The organism is Streptomyces sp. NPDC050806 (genome assembly GCF_055586425.1).
Genome location: NZ_JBVJIF010000003.1, coordinates 466,904 through 485,501 on the forward strand (window position 1 = coordinate 466,904; position 18,598 = coordinate 485,501).

Below are 18,598 nucleotides of genomic sequence, written 5' to 3' on the forward strand. Positions count from 1 at the left end.
GAAAAGGGCCGAGATACGCACGAGATCCGCAGGGAAAAGCCCGAGAGGGCGTCAGGAACGTAACAGCGGCGAAAAGAAACCGAAAGAGCTTGCGGCAAATTTCTGCAAGGACACCGGAAGATGTTGCAGCCCGGTTACCTCGGCCCGTCACCCCCGGGCCTGTCCGGGCGTTGATCTTCCTGTAGCCCGATCGACCGAAGGACGGCCGATGACCGATGAGCTGACCTTTCCCACACCCACCGCGCCGCCGGCGCCCGACCGGCCCGGCACGGGCTGGTGGCGCGACGCCGTCATCTACCAGATCTACGTTCGCTCCTTCGGGGACGGCGACGGGGACGGCGTCGGGGACCTGCCCGGCGCCCGCGCGCGCCTGCCCTACGTGAAGGAACTGGGCGCCGACGCGGTCTGGCTGACGCCCTTCTACGCGTCACCGCAGGCCGACGGCGGGTACGACGTCGCCGACCACCGCGCCGTCGACCCGCTGTTCGGCACCCTCGACGACGCCCAGGCGTTCCTGGACACCGCCCACGAACTGGGCCTGCGCGTCATCGTCGACATCGTCCCGAACCACACCTCCGACCAGCACCCGTGGTTCCGCGACCCGGACCTCGCCCGCGAGCGGTACGTCTTCCGGGCCGGCCGCGGCGCCTACGGCGAGCTGCCGCCCAACGACTGGGAGTCGGTCTTCGGCGGCCCCGCCTGGACCCGCACCGACCGCGGCGACTGGTACCTCCACCTCTTCGCGCCCGAACAGCCCGACCTGGACTGGGACCGCCCCGAAGTGCACGCGGAGTTCGACGCGATCCTGCGGTTCTGGCTGGACCGCGGCGTCGACGGCTTCCGCATCGACGTCGCGCACGGCATGGTCAAGGCGCCGGGGCTGCCCGACGTCGGCCGCCGGCAGCAGGCCCGCCTCATCGGCACCGACGTGCTGCCCTTCTTCGACCAGGACGGCGTGCACACCATCCACCGCCGCTGGCGCCGGCTGCTGGACGACTACTCCCGGGAGGTGCGGCCCGGGACGCTCCCGGCCGAGCGGATCGGCGTCGCCGAGGCCTGGGCCCCCGACGCCCGCCGGCTGGCCCGGTACGTACGCCCCGACGAGCTCCACCAGGCGTTCAACTTCCACTTCCTGCAAGCGGAATGGGACGCCGACGCGCTCCGCACCGTCATCGACGACTCGCTCGCCGCCACCGCCCTGGTCGGCGCGCCCACCACCTGGGTGCTCTCCAACCACGACGTCGTCCGCCACGCCACCCGGCTCGGCGGCCGGGACCGGGCCCGCGCCGCCGCCCTGCTCATGCTGGCGCTGCCCGGCTCGGCCTACGTCTACCAGGGCGAGGAGCTGGGGCTGCCCGAGGTCACCGAACTCCCCGACGCGGTGCGCCAGGACCCGGCGTTCTTCCGCGGCGACGGCCAGGACGGCTTCCGCGACGGCTGCCGGGTGCCGCTCCCCTGGTCCGGCACGGAGGCCCCGTACGGCTTCGGGCCCGGCGGGAGCTGGCTGCCGCAGCCGGCGGCCTGGGCGGAACTGAGCGTCGAGGCGCAGACCGGCGACCCGGCCTCCACCCTGGAGCTGTACCGCGCCGCGCTCGCCTGGCGCCGCGCCCTGCCCGGCCTCGGGGACGGCCCGATGACATGGCTGGACGCGCCGGACGGGGTGCTCGCGCTGCGCCGGCACGGGTTCCTCTGCGTACTCAACACCCTTACCCGGCCGGTGGAGGTGTCGGCCGAGGGCGAACTGCTGCTCGCCAGCGCGCCGCTCCACGCCGAGGACGGCCGGGTACGCCTGCCCGGCGAATCCTGCGTGTGGTGGGCAAGCCGGATCCCGACCGGTAAGGTCGCGTTCCATGACCGCGCGCCTGGCTGACATCGCAGTACAGGCGGGTGTCAGCGAGGCCACCGTCAGCCGGGTGCTCAACGGCAAACCCGGCGTCTCCGCCACCACCCGCCAGTCCGTACTCGCCGCACTGGACGTCCTGGGCTACGAGCGCCCGGTACGCCTGCGGCAGCGCAGCGCCGGGCTGGTCGGGCTGATCACGCCCGAGCTGGAGAACCCGATCTTCCCGGCGTTCGCGCAGGTCATCGGTCAGGCCCTGACCCGCCAGGGGTACACCCCGGTGCTCGCCACGCAGACGCCCGGCGGCTCGACCGAGGACGAGCTGACCGAGATGCTGGTGGACCGCGGGGTGGCCGGCATCATCTTCGTCTCCGGCCTGCACGCCGACACCACGGCCGACACGGGCCGGTACGAGGCGCTGCGCGGCCAGGGCGTGCCGTTCGTTCTGATCAACGGCTTCTCCGACAAGGTGCAGGCGCCGTTCATCTCGCCGGACGACGGGGTGGCGATCTCCCTCGCGGTCACCCACCTCGCGGCGCTCGGCCACACGCGCATCGGCCTCGCGGTCGGCCCGCGCCGTTTCGTGCCGGTACAGCGGAAGATCGAGGGGTTCGTGCGCAGCATGCGCGAGCAGCTCGGCATGGCTCCGGGCGAGGCCGGTGAGCTGGTGCAGCACTCCCTCTACACCCTCGAAGGCGGGCAGGCGGCGGCCGGCGCGCTGCTGGAGCGCGGCTGCACGGCGGTGGTCTGCGCGAGCGACATGATGGCGCTCGGCGCGATCCGGGCGGCCCGGCAGCGCGGCCTGGAGGTGCCCGACGACGTCTCGGTGGTGGGGTACGACGACTCCCCGCTGATCGCGTTCACCGACCCGCCGCTGACCACGATCCGGCAGCCGGTGCAGGCCATGGGGCAGGCGGCGGTGCGGGCCCTGCTGGAGGAGGTCGGCGCCGACCTGCCGGAGGGGCCGCAGGAGTCCTCGCGGGCGCCGCTGCGGAGCGAGTTCGTCTTCCATCCGGAGTTGGTGGTGCGGGGTTCGACGGCCTCGGCGCGGCGTACCGGCCCCGACGCGAGCGGGGGTATACCCTCCCCCTCCAGGGCGAGACGGGCTGTCCAGGACCCGACTCCGGGATGATCCGGTCTATCCCGCTTTCTGGCAAACTGTCGCACTATGGGTGATGCCAAGGCGAGGATTCTGGAGGGCCGGAGAGGCGCACCGCCGCCACCGTCGCAGCGCACCGTACCGGCGCGCGGACGGGTGGCCGCGGCCCGGGTGCGCGGCGTGGCCAGACCTCGGCTGTGGTTCGAGATCCTGCTGATCGCGGTCAGCTACTGGACGTACTCCCTGATCCGCAACGCCGTGCCCGAGCAGAAGGCCGAGGCGCTGAGGAACGCCGACTGGGTGTGGCGCACCGAGCACAGCATCGGCATCGCGGTCGAACAGACCGTCAACCACGCGATGAACGCCGTGACGTGGCTGATCGTGGCGATGAACTACTACTACGCCACGCTCCACTTCATCGTGACCGTCGGCGTCCTGGTCTGGCTCTACCGCCGGCACCCCGGCCGCTACGCCGCCTCCCGGCTGGTCCTCTTCCTCACCACCGCGGTGGCCCTGCTCGGCTACTACTTCTTCCCCCTCGCGCCGCCCCGCCTGATGCCGGGCGGCGGTTTCATCGACACCGTGCTGGTGCACGACACATGGGGCTCGATGGCCTCGGGCAACCTGGCGAGCATGTCCAACCAGTACGCGGCGATGCCCTCGATGCACATCGGCTGGTCCCTGTGGTGCGGTGTCACCATCGCGTTGCTGGCGCGGGCCACCTGGGTGCGGGCGCTGGGCGTCCTGTACCCGGTACTGACCCTGGTGGTGATCATCTCCACCGCCAACCACTTCTGGCTGGACGCGGTGGGCGGCGTGCTCTGCCTGGCCTTCGCCTTCACGGTCGCCCGCCTCTGGTACGGCACGTCCCTCGCCCGGCTGCCCCGTCCGGGCCCGGCCCCGACCCGTCCGTCGGAACCGAGCCCGTCCGGCGCGTGAGAGCACCCCGGCGGGCGGCCGGGGGTCCACGTCAGGCGCGGTGCACCACGACACCGCCGGTCATGGTGAGCGCCACGGGCGCCTCCCCCAGCTCGTCGGCCGGGGCCGTCACCGGGTCCACCCCGAGCGCGGTGAGGTCGGCCCGGAAGCCGGGCGCGATCCGCCCCGCGCAGGTCTCCTCTCCCACCGCCAGCGCGGCGTGCGAGGTGCAGCCCTCCAGCGCCATCTCCCCGGTGAGCGCCTGCTCGACGGTGACCGGCGCGGTGTCCGGCGAGCCGGCGGGGCGGCGCAGCCGGGCGGTGGCGAGCACGCCCCGCGGGTCGTAGTGCGCGATCGGCCAGTCGGAGCCGAGCACCAGCACGGCGCCCGCGTCCCGCAGGTCCCGGCACCGCCACGCCCGGCCGGCCCGCTCCTCGCCCACCCGCTTGGACCACTCGTCGGTGTGGTCGGCACGGGTGTACGCGGTGTGGGTGGGCTGCATGGAGGCGGCCACCCCGAGCGCGGCGAACCGCGGCAGCTGCGCGTCCGGCACGGTCTCGATGTGCTCGATGCGGTGTCGCCCGCGCTGTCCCGGGTCGGCCAGCGCCTCGACGGTGTCCAGCACGTGCCGGACCGCGGCGTCCCCGATGGCGTGCGTGGCGGTGCGTACGCCGGCCCGGGCGAGGTGGTGGACGGCGCGGGTGTACGTGGCGGGGTCCGGCCAGAAGGCCTCGGTGCCCTGGCCGTGGCAGTCGGCGTGTTCCAGCCAGGCGGTGCCGCCCTCGACGGTGCCGTCCATGAAGAACTTCACGCCGCCCACCCGCCAGTGCCGCCCGGCCCGCGTCTGAAGGGCGATCAGCTCGTCCAGGGCCTCGGTGTCCGCGCCCGGCATGCACCAGGGGGCGATCCGCAGCCGTACGGGGAGGTCGCCGTCGGCCTCGATGCCGGTGAGCAGGTCCAGTACGTCCGTGCCCTCCAGGTCCATGACGTGCGCGCCGGTCAGGCCGGTCGCGGCCATCCCGCGCAGCAGGGTGAGCAGCCGGGCGCGCCGCTCGGCCGCCGTCGGGCGGGGCAGCACGGGGCCCATCAGGTCCATGGCGGCATGCTCGACGAGGTGTCCGGTGGGCCGCCCGTCCGGGTCGCAGACGACCTCGGCCCGCTGGTCGAACACGCGCGGTCCGTCGATCCCCGCGGCGGCCAGCGCGGGCCCGCTGGCCAGCGCGGAGTGCCCGTCGTACAGGCGGATGAAGGCAGGCACCCCGCCGAGCGCGGGCTCGATCAGCTCGCGGTGCACGGGCCGGCCGCCGAAGACGTTGTGGTCCAGGCCCCAGGCCACGACCCATGCGCCGCGGCCGGCCGCGCGCGCCGCGGCGGACAGCGCGTCCCGCAGCCCGTCCAGGTCGCGGCAGCCGGAGAGGTCGAGCCCGGCGGACATCTCCACGCCCCAGACGGGGTGGCTGTGCCCGTCGACGAGGCCGGGGGTGAGGGTGGCCCCGGCCAGGTCGATCACCTCGGTGTGCGCGCCGCGCCAGTCCCGTACGTCGCGCTCCTCGCCGAGGGCCGTGATCAGGCCGTCCTTGACCGCGACGGCGGAGGCCCAGGGCCGTTCCGGATCGAGCGTACGGACGCGGGCGCCGGTCAGGACGGTGTCGGCGGCGGCAGGGAGGGGCTGGGACACGACGGTTTCTCCTTACGGGAGGGGGTGGTGCGGGGGCGGTACGGGCGGCGGCCGTCAGCCGGCCGGGGGCCGGACCGGAGCCTCCGCCTCGGACGGCTCGGACTGCTCGGACGCCTCGGACTGCTCGGACGCCTCGGGCTGCCCGGGCGGCTCGGACTGCTCCGGCGGCTCGGGCGGTTCGGGCGGTTCGGCGGCGAACGCCTCGTACACCCGGGGGCGGCTGCGGCGGATCCGCAGGGCGAGCAGCACGCCGGCCGCGAAGGCGGCGGGGACGGTGAGGACCAGCGCGGTGTTGGTGGCGAGGGGCGCCGCGGTCATCAGCCCGATCTTCGCGACGACCAGCCAGAGCGCGCCCGCCATCAGCACGGTTGCGGCGGTCGGCGCGACCCGGGTGCGCCAGCGGCCCTCGGTGTGCCGGATGCGGCGGAAGAAGAACGGCACCGCCACGGCGGTGAGTGCCTGGAGCGTCAACAGGCCCAGCATGCCGGGGGTGTTCATCCACAGCAGGAGCTGCTGGTACGGGTCCGCGCCGGCGAGCGCGAAGCCCGCGACGACCAGCAGCGCGAGGACGCTCTGCAGCGCTCCGGCGACGTACGGGGAGCGGTGCTTGGCGTGCACCCGGCCCAGGAACGGCGGCAGCACGCCTTCCTGGGAGAGCGAGAGCCCGTAGCGGTTGATCGCGTTGTGGAAGGCCAGCTGGGAGGCGAGGATGCTGGTGACGATGAAGACGTGCATCAGGTCGGCGGCCCAGCCACCGACGTAGTGCGTGGTGGCGGTGAAGAAGAGTCCCGCCGGGTCGGCGGCGACCGCCTTCAGCACCTTCGTGCTGCCGAACGCCTGGATGACGATCCAGACGCTGAACGCGTAGAAGAGGCCGAGGAAGCCGACGGCGATGTAGGTGGCGCGCGGGATGGTGCGGCCGGGGTTGCGGGCCTCCCGCCGGTAGATGGCCGTGGACTCGAAGCCGGTGAAGGCGGCGAAGGCGAAGGCCAGGACGGCGCCGGTGCCGGGCACGAGAACGTGGCCGGGCGTGAAGGAGTCCAGGGCCAGGCCGTCGGCGCCGCCGTCCAGCAGCACCCCGCCGGCCAGCAGCACGAGGATGCCGGTCTCGGCGACCAGCAGGACGCCGAGGACCTTCGCGCCGAAGTCGATGGAGCGGTGGCCCAGGTACCAGATGACGAAGACGCCGCCGAGCGCGATCGGCGGCCAGGGCACGTGGATGCCCCACAGGGCCTCCAGCGCGTCCTGGGTGCCGGTGGCGAGCAGACCGTACACGCCGATCTGCATGCCGTTGTAGGCGAGCAGGGCCAGCGTCGCGGCGCCGAAGCCGGCGGGGCGGCCCAGGCCGCGGGTGATGAACGCGTAGAAGCCGCCCCCGTGCCGGACGTGCCGGGTCATCGCGGTGAAGCCGACCGCGAAGAGGGCGAGGGTGGCGCCGGCGAGGAGGTAGCCGACCGGGGCTCCGATGCCGCCGATGCCGATGGCGAGCGGCGCGACGCCGGCCATGACGGTGAGCGGGGCCGCGGCGGAGACCACGAAGAAGGCGATGTCGGCGACGCCGAGGGTGCCCGTGCGCAGCGCGTGGGCGCCCTCGCCGGGTGGTGGTGCGGTGTGCTGCGGCGCCCCGTCACGGGCTCCGGACTCTACGGCCATGCGCTCTCTTGCCCTTCTGCTGCGGGAGAGGGGTGAAGCGGTCCGGCACGAACACGGGTGGGACGGCAGCTCGACCGCGGGCGAAAAAAACCTAAAGCCTTTCGGTTTCGGCAATGTAGTCGCCGCCGTACGATTCCGGAAGACCTCACGGGCGGGAGATCAGAAGATGGGGCGGCCGCGGAAGGCCCTGCTGGACCGGGAACGCATCGGCGCGACGGCGCTCGAACTCGTCGACGAGAAGGGCGACTTCAGCGTGCCGGAGATGGCCCGCAGGCTCGGTGTGCAGACCGCCTCGGTGTATCACCATGTGGACGGCCGGGCCGGCGTGATCGAACTGCTGCGGGAGCGGGTCACCGACGCGATCGACGCCGGCACGCTGGACGGCGTGCCCTGGGACACGGCCCTGGAGAGCTGGGCACGCTCCTACCGCGCGGCGTTCGCCGCCCATCCGCGTGCCATCCCGATGCTCATGACCTCACCGGTGCGCGCGCCGCGGGTGCTCGCGCAGTACGAGTCCGTGGCCGGGCTGCTGCTGGCGGCGGGCTTCGCCCCGCCCCTCGTCCTGCCGATGATCACAGGTCTGGACAACATCGTGCTGGGCTCGGCCCTGGACATGTCGGCGCCGGACACGATGTGGGAGGTCAGCGAGGGCACCGAGGCGCCCCGCCTGGCGGCGGCGCAGGCCGCCACGGGCACGGCCAGAGCGGACCAGGCGTTCGACCTGACCCTGGCCGGCTTCCTCGCGCACTGCCGGGGCCTGCTCGACGCCGGCTGACCGGCCCGGGGGCTCAGCCGCCGTAGAAGAGCTCCTCCACCACGGACCGCGCTCGCCGCGTGGTCCGCCGGTAGTCGTCCAGCATCTCGCCGACGTGCCCCTCCTCGTACCCGAGGTAGCGCCCGACCGCGGCCAGCTCCCGGGCATCGCCCGGGAAGGTGTCGCCGGGCCGGCCGCGTACCAGCATCACCGCGTTCCGTACGCGGGTGGCCAGCACCCATGCCTCGTCCAGCGTCCGCGCGTCCTCCTCGCCGATCAGCCCGGCGGCGCGCGCCGCGGCCAGCGCCACCCGGGTCCGGGTCGTGCGCAGCTCCGGCAGCTCGTGGCCGTGCCGCATCTGGAGCAGCTGGACGGTCCACTCCACGTCGCTCAGGCCGCCGCGCCCCAGCTTGGTGTGCATCGTCGGGTCGGCGCCGCGCGGCAGCCGCTCGGACTCCATCCGGGCCTTGAGCCGGCGGATCTCGCGCACCGCGTCCTCGCCCAGCCCCTCGCGCGGGTAGCGGAGCGGGTCCGCCAGCTCGATGAAGCGCTGCCCGACCCCGGCGTCGCCCGCGACCGGCTCGGCCCGCAGCAGCGCCTGCGACTCCCAGACCAGCGACCAGCGCCGGTAGTACGCGGCGTACGAGGCGAGCGTGCGGACCAGCGGGCCGGTCTTGCCCTCCGGGCGCAGGTCCGCGTCGATCATCAGCGGCGGGTCGGAGGAGGGCAGCTGGAGCAGCCGTCGCACCTCGTTGGCCACCGCGAACGCGGCCTTGGCGGCCTCCTGCTCGTCGGCGCCCTCGCGCGGCTCGTGCACGAACAGCACGTCCGCGTCCGAGCCGTAGTTCAGCTCGTGCCCGCCGAAGCGGCCCATGCCGATCACCGCGAAGCGGGTCGGCAGGGTGTCGCCCCACTGTTCCCGCACCGCGGCCCGCAGGGCGCCCGCGATCGTCGCGGCGTTCAGGTCGGACAGCGCCGAGCCCACGGCGTCCACCGCCTGCCCGTGGTCCTCCTCGGCCGGGCTGGCCTCGGTGCCGTACGCCCCGATCAGGTCGGCGGCCGCGGTGCGGAACAGCTCGCGCCGGCGCACCCCGCGGGCCGCCGCCACCGCCTGCTCCGCGCCGTCCGCGCGGCCGACGGCGGCCAGGATCTCCTGTTCCAGCGCGGCCCGGCCGCGCGGCTGGAGCCCGTCGGCCGCGCCGAGCAGCGCGACCGCTTCGGGGGCGCGCAGCAGCAGGTCGGGGGCGAGGCGGCCGGCGGACAGCACCCGGGCGAGGTTCTCGGCCGCCGCGCCCTCGTCGCGCAGCAGCCGGAGGTACCAGGGGGTCTTGCCGAGCGCGTCGGAGACCTTGCGGAAGCCCAGCAGCCCGGCGTCCGGGTCGGCGGAGTCGGCGAACCAGCCCAGCAGCACCGGCAGCAGGGTCCGCTGGATGGCGGCCTTGCGGGTGACGCCGGAGGCCAGCGCCTCCAGATGGCGCAGCGCGGCGACCGGGTCCTCGTAGCCCAGTGCCTCCAGGCGCTGCCCGGCGGCCTTCGCGGAGAGCCGGATCTCGCCCGGCTCCAGCACGGCGACGGCGTCCAGCAGCGGGCGGTAGAACAGCTTCTCGTGCAGCCGGCGCACCTCGCGGGCGTGCCACCGCCACTCCTTGCGGAGGGTGTCGACCGGCTCGGTGCGCATGCCGAGCGAGCGGGCGAGCCGGCGCAGGTCGGCCTCCTCCTCCGGCATCAGGTGCGTACGGCGCATCTTGTGCAGCTGGATGCGGTGCTCCAGGGTGCGCAGGAACCGGTAGGCGGCGTCCAGCGCGGTGGCGTCCTGGCGGCCGACGTACCCGCCGGCGGCGAGCGCCTTCAGCGCGTCGAGCGTGGTGGCGCTGCGGAGCGTGGCGTCGCTGCGGCCGTGCACCAACTGCAGCAGCTGCACGGCGAATTCCACGTCCCGCAGGCCGCCGGGGCCGAGCTTGAGCTCGCGGTCGACCTGGCCGGCGGGGATGTTGGCGACGACCCGGCGGCGCATGTGGCGGACGTCGGTGATGAAGTTCTCGCGCTCGGCGGCCTGCCAGACCAGCGGGGTGACGGCGTCGACGTACTCCTGCCCCAGCTGCGGGTCGCCGGCCACCGGCCGGGCCTTCAGCAGCGCCTGGAACTCCCAGGTCTTGGCCCAGCGCTGGTAGTACGCGAGGTGGCTGCTGAGGGTGCGGACGAGGGGGCCGTTGCGGCCCTCGGGGCGGAGGTTGGCGTCGACGGGCCAGATCGTGCCCTCGGGGGTGACGTCGGAGCAGACCCGCATCATGCGGGCGGCGAGCCGGGTGGCGGCCTGCAGCGCGTCGGCCTCCTCGACGCCCTCCTTGGGCTCGGCGACGAAGATGACGTCCACGTCGGAGACGTAGTTCAGCTCGTGGCCGCCGCACTTGCCCATGCCGATGACGGCGAGCCGGCTGACGGCCGCGTCCCCGGGCTGCTCCTCGGAGGCGATCTCCAGCGCCGCCCGGAGCGTGGCGGTGGCCAGGTCCGCCAGCTCCGCCGCGGCCTGCGCCACATCCGTCGTGCCGCACACGTCACGCGCCGCGATGCCCACCAGCGCCCGGCGGTACGCGGCCCGCAGCGCGTCCTCGCGGGAAAGCTCGGCGCCCCGCTCGCCCCAGATGCCCTCGGCGAGCGCCTGCTCGAACTCCGGCGTGGTGGGGTGCAGGTCCACCGACTCGTACGTGGCCAGCGTCTCCCAGTCCCCCGGGTGCCGGACGAGGTGGTCGGCGAGCGCCTCGGAGGCGCCCAGCACGCCGAGCAGCCGGTCCCGCAGCGGCTTGGCGGTGACCAGGGTGGACAGCAGCCGCTGCTGGTCCTCCTCCGGCTGCGCCTCGGCCAGCCGGACCAGTCCTCTGAGCGCCTGGTCCGGATCGGCGGTGGTCCCGAGCGCTTCGAGCAGCACCGAGTCGGACCGGACGGAAGACAGTTCGGGGGCGTCCAGCAGCTTCCCGGCTGCCTGCGGATCGGTGAAACCGTGCCGCAGCAGCCGGGTGAACGTGCTGCTCCGCCGTCCCTGCGGAGCGGGAAGTGCCATCGGGCGGTTGCCTCTCGGAGAACCTGCCGGATCGGTTTTTCAGATGAACGTGCCGTGCCCGCGCCGCTAGAGCACCGGCAGCATCTTGCGCAGCTCGAAGGCCGTGACCTCCGAGCGGTACTCCTCCCACTCCTGCTTCTTGTTGCGGAGGAAGAAGTCGAAGACGTGCTCGCCGAGGGTCTCCGCGAGCAGTTCGCTGCGCTCCATGAGGGAGATGGCCTCGCCGAGGTTCTGCGGCAGCGGCTCGATGCCCATCGCGCGCCGCTCGGCATCCGACAGGGCCCACACGTCGTCGTCGGCGCCCGCGGGGAGTTCGTACCCCTCTTCGATACCCTTGAGCCCGGCGGCCAGCAGCACCGCGTACGTCAGGTACGGGTTGGCGCCGGAGTCGATGGAGCGCACCTCGACCCGCGTCGAGCCCATCTTGCCGGGCTTGTACATGGGGACCCGGATCAGTGCCGAGCGGTTGTTGTGACCCCAGCAGATGTACGAGGGGGCCTCGCCACCCGCACCCGCCGGGCGGTTGGCGCCGCCCCAGATCCGCTTGTAGGAATTCACCCACTGGTTGGTGATCGCGGAGGTCTCCGCTGCGTGCCGCAGCAGGCCCGCGATGAAGGACCGGCCGACCTTGGAGAGCTGGTACTCGGCGCCCGACTCGTGGAAGGCGTTGCGGTCGCCCTCGAAGAGCGAGAGGTGGGTGTGCATGCCGGAGCCGGGGAACTCCGAGAACGGCTTCGGCATGAAGGTCGCCTGCACGCCCTGCTCCAGCGCGACCTGCTTCATGACGAGCCGGAAGGTCATGATGTTGTCGGCGGTCGAGAGCGCGTCGGCGTAGCGGAGGTCGATCTCCTGCTGGCCCGGGGCGCCCTCGTGGTGACTGAACTCCACCGAGATGCCCATCGACTCCAGCATCGTGATCGCCTGGCGCCGGAAGTCCATCCCGACGTTCTGCGGGGTGTGGTCGAAGTAGCCCGAGGAGTCGGCGGGGGTCGGCCGGCCGCCGTCCACCGGCTTGTCCTTCAGCAGGAAGAACTCGATCTCGGGGTGGGTGTAGAAGGTGAACCCGAGGTCGGAGGTCTTGGCCAGGATCCGCTTGAGGACGTACCGCGGGTCGGCGTACGACGGGGAGCCGTCCGGCATCAGGATGTCGCAGAACATCCGGGCGGTGCCGGGGGCCTCGGCGCGCCACGGCAGGATCTGGAAGGTGCCGGGGTCCGGCTTGGCGATCATGTCGGACTCGTAGACCCGGGCGAAGCCCTCGATGGCCGAGCCGTCGAAACCGATGCCCTCGTCGAAGGCCTGTTCCAGCTCTGCGGGGGCCACCGCGACCGACTTCAGGAAACCGAGCACATCGGTGAACCACAGCCGTACGAAGCGGATGTCGCGCTCCTCCAGCGTGCGGAGCACGAACTCCTGCTGCTTGTCCATGTTCACCAATCCTTGCAGGTCGAACGGCCTGTCCACGCCCTTGCCCCGGAGCGGGGCGCGGCACGCCAGTATCGCGTGCGGGGGTTACCGTCACATTACGTTGTCGCGGCCCCTTCGGGCAGGCCCGGGGGACGCACGGGGTTTCGTGGTTCCCCCGCCGTTCCGGCCAAACCCTTGACGCGCTCCTGACAGCGAAGCCGGGGCGGTGGGACCCTGCCTCTGCACGGCCTCTGCACGGCGTCGTACATCCGCACCGCCCGCTCCGCTCCGGGTCGCCGGCCGGCGGCCCGTACGTCGTGGCCCGCGGCACCCGCGCGGCCATCGCACCAGGGGGTACGCGTGAGACACACCGACCTGCGCACCGGCACCGCCCGGCGCCACCGCTCCCGCACGTCCGCCCGAACGGCCCGCAGAACCGTTACAGCACTGCTCGCCGCCGGCACGCTCGGCGCCACGGCGCTCGCGGCACCGGCCGTGGCCGCCGACCGGCCCGGCAGCGCACCGGCCGGGTACGCGCAGGACGCGAAGCCGCCAGCGGCGAAGAAGCACGACGCGAAGAAGGCGGCCGCCTACTGGACCGCCGCCCGTATGCGCGCCGCGAAGCCACTCGGCCTGCTGTCGCGGGCGCGGCAGCAGCTCTCCGAAGCGGCGTCCCGCGCCACCACGTACGCGGTGCCGCGCGGCAGGGCGGCGGCCGTCGCGCCCACCCTGCCGTCCCTGCCGCTGCCGGCGCTGAAGGCGTTCCCGCAGGCCGGCGCCCCGTGGACCGGCGGCGGCCAGGTCGTGAAGACGACCGGCCGGGTCTTCTTCACCTACCAGGGCCGCCAGGCCTCCTGCTCCGGTGACGCGGTGACCAGCCAGAACGGCAGTACGGTCCTCACCGCCGGGCACTGCGTGAAGCTGGACGGCGCCTGGCACACCAACTGGGTCTTCGTGCCCGGCTACAAGGACGGCGCGGCCCCGTACGGCAAGTGGGCGGCGACCAAGACCCTCTCCACCCCGCAGTGGACGGCGAGCGAGGACATCAACTACGACGTCGGCGCCGCGGTCGTCGCCCCGCTGAGCGGCAAGCGGCTCACGGACACCGTCGGCGGCCAGGGCGTGTCCTTCAACTCCGGCTACAACCAGAAGATGTACGCGTTCGGCTACCCGGCGGCCGACCCGTACGACGGCAGCAAGCTCATCTACTGCAGCGGCAACACCACCAAGGACCCGCTGTTCAGCAATGACCACGCGCTGCCCTGCAACATGACCGGCGGCTCCAGCGGCGGCCCGTGGTTCCGGACGTTCGACGAGAAGACCGGCACCGGGCTCCAGGCCTCCGTGAACAGCTTCGGCTACACCTTCCTGCCCAACACGATGTTCGGGCCCTACTTCGGCGACGACGCCAAGAAGCTGTACGACCAGGCGCAGGGGAGCTGAACCCAGGGCACGCCCCTGATACCCCGCGGGGGTAAGGTGCTGCGGTAACCTCCGACCGTACGCCTGCCCCCGTGGGAGACCCGATGCGCGCACAGTGGAAGGCCGCCGCGTGGTGCGGCCGGCTGCTGCTGTTCGCGGCGCTGGTGGCCGGCATCGTCACCATGCACACCTTCGGTCACCCCATGCCGGGCGAGGGGCACGGTACCGCCGCGCGGACGACGGCCGCCGCCCCGGCGGGCCCGGTCCCGGCGGACCACACCGCTGCGGCGCACGCCCCCTCGGGCCACGCCCGGCCGGCCCACGCCACGGCCAGGCACGCCCCCGCGGCGCACACTCCAGCGGCCGGCGCCCCGGCGGCGCAGGCCCCGCCGCACGACGGCCACCGGTACGCCGCCGCACCCGGTCCGCACGGCATGGACCCCGGCTCGGTCTGCCTGGCCGTGCTCTCGGTCTGGTCGCTCGCGCTGCTGGCCGCCGCCGGGCTGCTCGTCCGGCGGCGTCCCGCCGGACTCTCCGCCGCCGCCCTGGCCCGCCTGCTGCGTGCCCTGTGGCCGATCCCGCCGCCCCTCCCCCGGCAGAAACGCCTCGCCCGTCTCGCCGTGCTGCGCGTGTAGCAGCGCCCGGCCGCCGTCGCGTACCGGCACCTCGCCGTACCCGTCAGCGGTCCGCGTGCCCTGCTCCTTCACCCGCACCACATCACGAGGTGTTCCATGCGTACGCACACCCGCCGCGCCGTCCTCGGCGCGGGCATCGCCGCCGCCGGCGGCAGCCTTCTCGCCGCCTGCTCGTCCGGCTCCGCCGGCACTTCCGGAAAGGATCACGCCGGCCGGACCGTGAGCCGCCCCGATGGGCCCGGCGGCTTCGTCTCCCCCGACGGCGCGGAGGTCACCGCGGCCGAGAAGGCCCGCGCCAGCAAGGGCGGCACCGTCCGGGAGGTCGCCCTCACCGCCGCCGCCACCCGCCTCGACCTCGGCGGCCGAACGGTCCGCAGCTGGGCATACGGCGACGCGCTGCCCGGCAAGGAGGTCCGGGTCACCGCGGGCGACACCCTCGCCCTCACCCTGGCCAACCACCTTCCGCAGGCCACGTCGATGCACTGGCACGGCCTCGCCCTCCGCAACGACATGGACGGGGTGCCGGACCTCACCCAGCGCGCCGTCGGGCCGGGCGCGTCGTTCACGTACCGCTTCACCGCGGCCCACCCCGGCACGTACTGGTTCCACCCGCACTCCGGCACCCAGCAGGACCGGGGCCTGTACGCCCCGCTGATCGTCGAGGACCCCAAGGAGCCGCTGAAGTACGACAAGGAGTGGGTGGTCGTCCTGGACGACTGGGTCGACGGGGTGGACGGCTCCACCCCGGACGCCGTGCTGGCCGAACTCCGCAAGGGCATGGGCGGCATGGACCACGGCGACGGCTCCATGGACCACAAGGACATGAAGCACGGCGACATGGAGCACGGCGACATGGGCCACGACATGTCGAACATGTCGATGACGGCCGCGGCGAAGCCGGCTTCGGGCGACGGCCCCTCCCGGATGATGATGGGCGCCGCCAGCAAGCTGCTCGGCGGCGACGCGGGCGATGTCGCGTACCCGTACTACCTGGTCAACGGCCGTACGCCGACGGACCCCGAGACGTTCCGGGCCCGGCCGGGCGACCGGATCCGGATCCGCCTGATCAACGCGGGCGGCGACACCGCCTTCCGCGTCGCGCTCGGCGGCCACGCGATGACCGTCACCCACACCGACGGCTTCCCCGTGCGCCACCGGGACGCCGACGCACTGCTGCTGGGCATGGGCGAGCGCTACGACGTGCTGGTCACGGTCAAGGACGGCGCCTTCCCGCTCACCGCGGTCGCCGAGGGCAAGAAGCGTGCCGGTCTCGCCGTGCTGCGCACCGGCGGCGGCGCGGCGCCCGACGCGTCCGTACGCCCGGCCGAGCTGTCCGGCAAGCTGCTCACCGCTGACCGGCTGACGGCGGATCCCGCCGTGCGGCTGCGGCCGCGCAGGCCGGACCGCACCGTGACGTTCGACCTCACCGGCTCGATGGCGAAGTACGACTGGGCGCTCAACGGCCGGCCGTACGACCCCGACCAGCGCTACCCGGTCCGCTCGGGGGAACGCGTACGGCTCTCCTTCCGCAACACGACGACGATGTGGCACCCGATGCACCTGCACGGCCACACCTTCGCGCTGGGCGGCGGCAGCGGCCCGCGCAAGGACACCGCGATCGTGCTGCCCGGAAAGACCGTGCACGCCGACTTCGACGCCGACAACCCCGGCCTGTGGATGATCCACTGCCACAACGTCTACCACTCGGAGTCCGGGATGATGACCGTCCTCGGCTACCGCAAGTAGCGCCTCCCGCAGGGGAAACGGGCCTCCGGCACCCGCCGGAGGCCCGTCCCGGAACGGCAACGTCCCCGAAACACGCACGCCGCACCGCACGTCACCCCGGCGCCTACACTCGGCCCCGTGCCTCGACTCCGCCTCGCTCTGCACCAGGCCGACTTCTGGGTGGGCGACCTCGCCCGGAACGCCGAAGCGATCGTGCGCCGGACCCGGGAGGCGGCCGGACGGGGAGCGCGGCTGGCCGCGTTCCCCGAGATGGCGCTGACCGGCTACCCCGTGGAGGACCTCGCGCTGCGCCCCTCCTTCGTGGCCGCGAGCCGCGACGCGCTGCGCGCCCTCGCCGCGCGCCTCGCCGACGAGGGCCTCGGCGGGACCGTCGTCGTCACCGGCTACCTGGACCGCCGCGAGCACGCCGAGCCGCGGTACGGACGCCCGGCCGGCGCCCCGCAGAACGCCGCCGCGGTGCTGCACCGCGGCCGGGTGGCGCTCAACTTCGCCAAGCACCACCTGCCGAACTACGGCGTCTTCGACGAGTACCGGTACTTCGTCCCGGGCGACACGCTCCCCCTCGTCCGGGTGGACGGCGTCGACATCGCCCTCGCCATCTGCGAGGACCTGTGGCAGGACGGCGGCCGGGTCCCGGCGGCCCGTACGGCCGGCGCGGGCCTGCTGCTCTCCGTCAACGCCTCCCCCTACGAGCGGGACAAGGACGACACCCGGCTGGAGCTGGTGCGCAAGCGCGCCCAGGAGGCCGGCTGCACGACGGCGTACCTGGCGATGACCGGCGGCCAGGACGACCTGGTCTTCGACGGCGACTCGATCGTGGTCGACGCGCACGGCGAGGTGCTGACCCGGGCCCGGCAGTTCGGCGAGGAGTGCCTGCTCCTCGACCTCGACCTGCCGGCCGCGGCGGACCGGCCGCCGTCCGGCGTCGTCGACGACGGGCTCCGCATCGAGCACGTCACGCTCTCCGCCGATCCGCTGCCGCCGTACGAGCCGCTGCCGCTGCCGGCGCCGGCACCGCGGCTGGACGCGGCCGAGGAGATCTACGGCGCGCTGGTCATGGGCCTGCGCGCCTACATCACCAAGAACGGCTTCCGCAGCGTGGTGATCGGCCTCTCCGGCGGCATCGACTCGGCGCTGGTCGCGGCCGTCGCCGTCGACGCCCTGGGCGCGGAGAACGTGTACGGCGTCTCCATGCCGTCCCGCTACTCCTCAGGGCACTCCAGGGACGACGCCGCCGAACTGGCCCGCCGTACCGGACTGCGCTACCGCACGGTCCCCATCGGCCCCATGTTCGACGCGTACATGGAGTCCCTGTCGCTCACCGGCCTGGCCGAGGAGAACCTCCAGTCCCGCATCCGCGGCACGACGCTGATGGCGATCTCCAACCAGGAGGGCCACCTCGTGCTGGCCCCCGGCAACAAGTCCGAGCTGGCCTGCGGCTATTCGACCCTGTACGGCGACTCCGTGGGGGCGTACGGACCGATCAAGGACGTCTACAAGACGGTCGTCTTCCAGCTCGCTGAGTGGCGCAACCGGTCAGCGGCGGAACGGGGCGAGACACCGCCCATCCCGGAGCACTCGATCGCCAAGCCGCCCAGCGCGGAGCTGCGGCCCGGCCAGGTCGACACCGACTCGCTGCCCGACTACCCCACCCTCGACGCGATCCTGGACCTGTACGTCGACCGCGACCTCGGCCATGCCGAGATCCTCGCCCGCGGCTACGACCCGGAGCTGGTCACCCGCGTCCTGCGGCTGGTCGACGCCGCCGAGTACAAGCGCCGCCAGTACCCGCCGGGCACGAAGATCTCCGCCAAGGGGTTCGGCAAGGACCGCCGCCTGCCGGTGACCAGCCGGTGGCGGGAGGGCGGGGAGCCCCTCTCCCGCTGACGGCCGGCCGGGCTTGACCTCAACCATGCTTGAGGGAGCAGGCTCGGATCATGACCACGACACCGGATCACACCGAGATCTCCCTGCTCGTCAGCGGCTTCTTCCGCGCACTGGACGCACGCGAGTTCGACACGGGCTGGGCCGACGCGTACCTCACGGACGACATCGGCGTGGTGACGCCCATCGGCCCGGCCGAGGGCGCGGCCGCGGTGCGCCACACCGAGGAGGCGATCGGGCGGTTCGCGCGCACCCAGCACGTCTCCAGCGATCTCCTGCTCGCCACCGACCCCGCCACGGGAGAGGTCACCGCGTCCTGGAACGCGCTGATGACCCACGTGCACCACCCGGCCACCCTGGAACGGCGCGGCCCCGGCGCCGACCCCCTGTTCACCGTGGGCGGCCACTACGAGGCGCGGCTGCGCCGCACGGACGGCGGCTGGCGGATCTCCCGGATGGCCGTCGAGGCGATCTGGACCACGGGGCAGCCCCCGGACCTGCCCG

Annotated in this window: 12 protein-coding genes and 1 pseudogene; 9 read left to right on the top strand and 4 right to left on the bottom strand. The window is 73.4% G+C overall.

From position 1 onward, the window contains the following. The first annotated feature begins 208 nt into the window (after positions 1 to 208). From ACZ6WH_RS11395 to ACZ6WH_RS11405, 3 genes are read left to right on the top strand one after another with little or no spacing between them, the layout of a single operon-like run. A complete protein-coding gene (locus ACZ6WH_RS11395; RefSeq protein WP_469727642.1) occupies positions 209 to 1,870 on the top strand; it encodes a glycoside hydrolase family 13 protein in 1,662 nt (553 codons plus the stop codon). Next, entirely contained in the window at positions 1,851 to 2,972 is a 1,122-nt protein-coding gene (locus ACZ6WH_RS11400; RefSeq protein WP_469727643.1) for a LacI family DNA-binding transcriptional regulator, read from the top strand. The genes ACZ6WH_RS11395 and ACZ6WH_RS11400 overlap by 20 nt, the downstream gene beginning before the upstream one ends. A 36-nt stretch (positions 2,973 to 3,008) precedes the next feature. Then, positions 3,009 to 3,878, top strand: coding sequence for a phosphatase PAP2 family protein (locus ACZ6WH_RS11405; protein ID WP_469727644.1), 870 nt, complete (start codon positions 3,009 to 3,011; stop codon positions 3,876 to 3,878). A 31-nt stretch (positions 3,879 to 3,909) separates the two neighbouring features. On the opposite strand, the gene ACZ6WH_RS11410 is transcribed toward ACZ6WH_RS11405, so the two are convergent. Further along, complete coding sequence (locus ACZ6WH_RS11410; RefSeq protein ID WP_469727645.1) at positions 3,910 to 5,535, bottom strand: amidohydrolase; 1,626 nt, start codon at positions 5,533 to 5,535, stop codon at positions 3,910 to 3,912. A 54-nt stretch (positions 5,536 to 5,589) separates the two neighbouring features. Next, complete coding sequence (locus ACZ6WH_RS11415; protein ID WP_469727646.1) at positions 5,590 to 7,188, bottom strand: APC family permease; 1,599 nt, start codon at positions 7,186 to 7,188, stop codon at positions 5,590 to 5,592. A 166-nt stretch (positions 7,189 to 7,354) separates the two neighbouring features. On the opposite strand from ACZ6WH_RS11415, the gene ACZ6WH_RS11420 reads away from it, so the two are divergent. Next, complete coding sequence (locus tag ACZ6WH_RS11420) at positions 7,355 to 7,963, top strand: TetR/AcrR family transcriptional regulator (protein WP_469727647.1); 609 nt, start codon at positions 7,355 to 7,357, stop codon at positions 7,961 to 7,963. Positions 7,964 to 7,976: 13 nt separating this feature from the next. Here the strand turns inward: ACZ6WH_RS11420 and ACZ6WH_RS11425 are convergent, their stop codons facing one another. Next, positions 7,977 to 11,000, bottom strand: a complete 3,024-nt coding sequence (locus ACZ6WH_RS11425) for a bifunctional [glutamine synthetase] adenylyltransferase/[glutamine synthetase]-adenylyl-L-tyrosine phosphorylase (protein WP_469727648.1) — start codon at positions 10,998 to 11,000, stop codon at positions 7,977 to 7,979. 66 nt (positions 11,001 to 11,066) lie between these two features. Continuing rightward, positions 11,067 to 12,428, bottom strand: a complete 1,362-nt coding sequence (gene glnA / locus ACZ6WH_RS11430; RefSeq protein WP_030256929.1) for a type I glutamate--ammonia ligase — start codon at positions 12,426 to 12,428, stop codon at positions 11,067 to 11,069. A 339-nt stretch (positions 12,429 to 12,767) separates the two neighbouring features. Between glnA and ACZ6WH_RS11435 the strand changes: the two genes are divergently transcribed. The 5 genes and pseudogenes from ACZ6WH_RS11435 to ACZ6WH_RS11455 all read left to right on the top strand — a co-directional run. Next, positions 12,768 to 13,850 carry a trypsin-like serine peptidase gene (locus tag ACZ6WH_RS11435; RefSeq protein ID WP_469727651.1) on the top strand — a complete coding sequence of 361 codons (1,083 nt, stop codon included), beginning with the start codon at positions 12,768 to 12,770 and terminating at the stop codon, positions 13,848 to 13,850. An 83-nt stretch (positions 13,851 to 13,933) separates the two neighbouring features. Further along, complete coding sequence (locus ACZ6WH_RS11440; RefSeq protein WP_469727652.1) at positions 13,934 to 14,464, top strand: hypothetical protein; 531 nt, start codon at positions 13,934 to 13,936, stop codon at positions 14,462 to 14,464. 96 nt (positions 14,465 to 14,560) lie between these two features. Continuing rightward, a complete protein-coding gene (locus tag ACZ6WH_RS11445; protein WP_469727654.1) occupies positions 14,561 to 16,210 on the top strand; it encodes a multicopper oxidase family protein in 1,650 nt (549 codons plus the stop codon). A gap of 117 nt (positions 16,211 to 16,327) precedes the next feature. Next, on the top strand, positions 16,328 to 18,097 hold the full coding sequence (locus ACZ6WH_RS11450) for an NAD+ synthase (RefSeq protein ID WP_469727656.1): 1,770 nt from the start codon (positions 16,328 to 16,330) through the stop codon (positions 18,095 to 18,097). 50 nt (positions 18,098 to 18,147) lie between these two features. Continuing rightward, a pseudogene (locus ACZ6WH_RS11455) lies at positions 18,148 to 18,492 on the top strand (nuclear transport factor 2 family protein); the annotation flags it as partial. Positions 18,493 to 18,598 lie beyond the last annotated feature (106 nt).

Bases quoted from the DNA above. Each gene is read 5' to 3' on its own strand.
- ACZ6WH_RS11420 (WP_469727647.1), top strand. From the start codon at position 7,355: ATGGGGCGGCCGCGGAAGGCCCTGCTGGACCGGGAACGCATCGGCGCG.
- glnA (WP_030256929.1), bottom strand. From the start codon at position 12,428: ATGGACAAGCAGCAGGAGTTCGTGCTCCGCACGCTGGAGGAGCGCGAC.
- ACZ6WH_RS11400 (WP_469727643.1), top strand. From the start codon at position 1,851: ATGACCGCGCGCCTGGCTGACATCGCAGTACAGGCGGGTGTCAGCGAG.
- ACZ6WH_RS11395 (WP_469727642.1), top strand. From the start codon at position 209: ATGACCGATGAGCTGACCTTTCCCACACCCACCGCGCCGCCGGCGCCC.
- ACZ6WH_RS11405 (WP_469727644.1), top strand. From the start codon at position 3,009: ATGGGTGATGCCAAGGCGAGGATTCTGGAGGGCCGGAGAGGCGCACCG.
- ACZ6WH_RS11415 (WP_469727646.1), bottom strand. From the start codon at position 7,188: ATGGCCGTAGAGTCCGGAGCCCGTGACGGGGCGCCGCAGCACACCGCA.
- ACZ6WH_RS11425 (WP_469727648.1), bottom strand. From the start codon at position 11,000: ATGGCACTTCCCGCTCCGCAGGGACGGCGGAGCAGCACGTTCACCCGG.
- ACZ6WH_RS11445 (WP_469727654.1), top strand. From the start codon at position 14,561: ATGCGTACGCACACCCGCCGCGCCGTCCTCGGCGCGGGCATCGCCGCC.
- ACZ6WH_RS11440 (WP_469727652.1), top strand. From the start codon at position 13,934: ATGCGCGCACAGTGGAAGGCCGCCGCGTGGTGCGGCCGGCTGCTGCTG.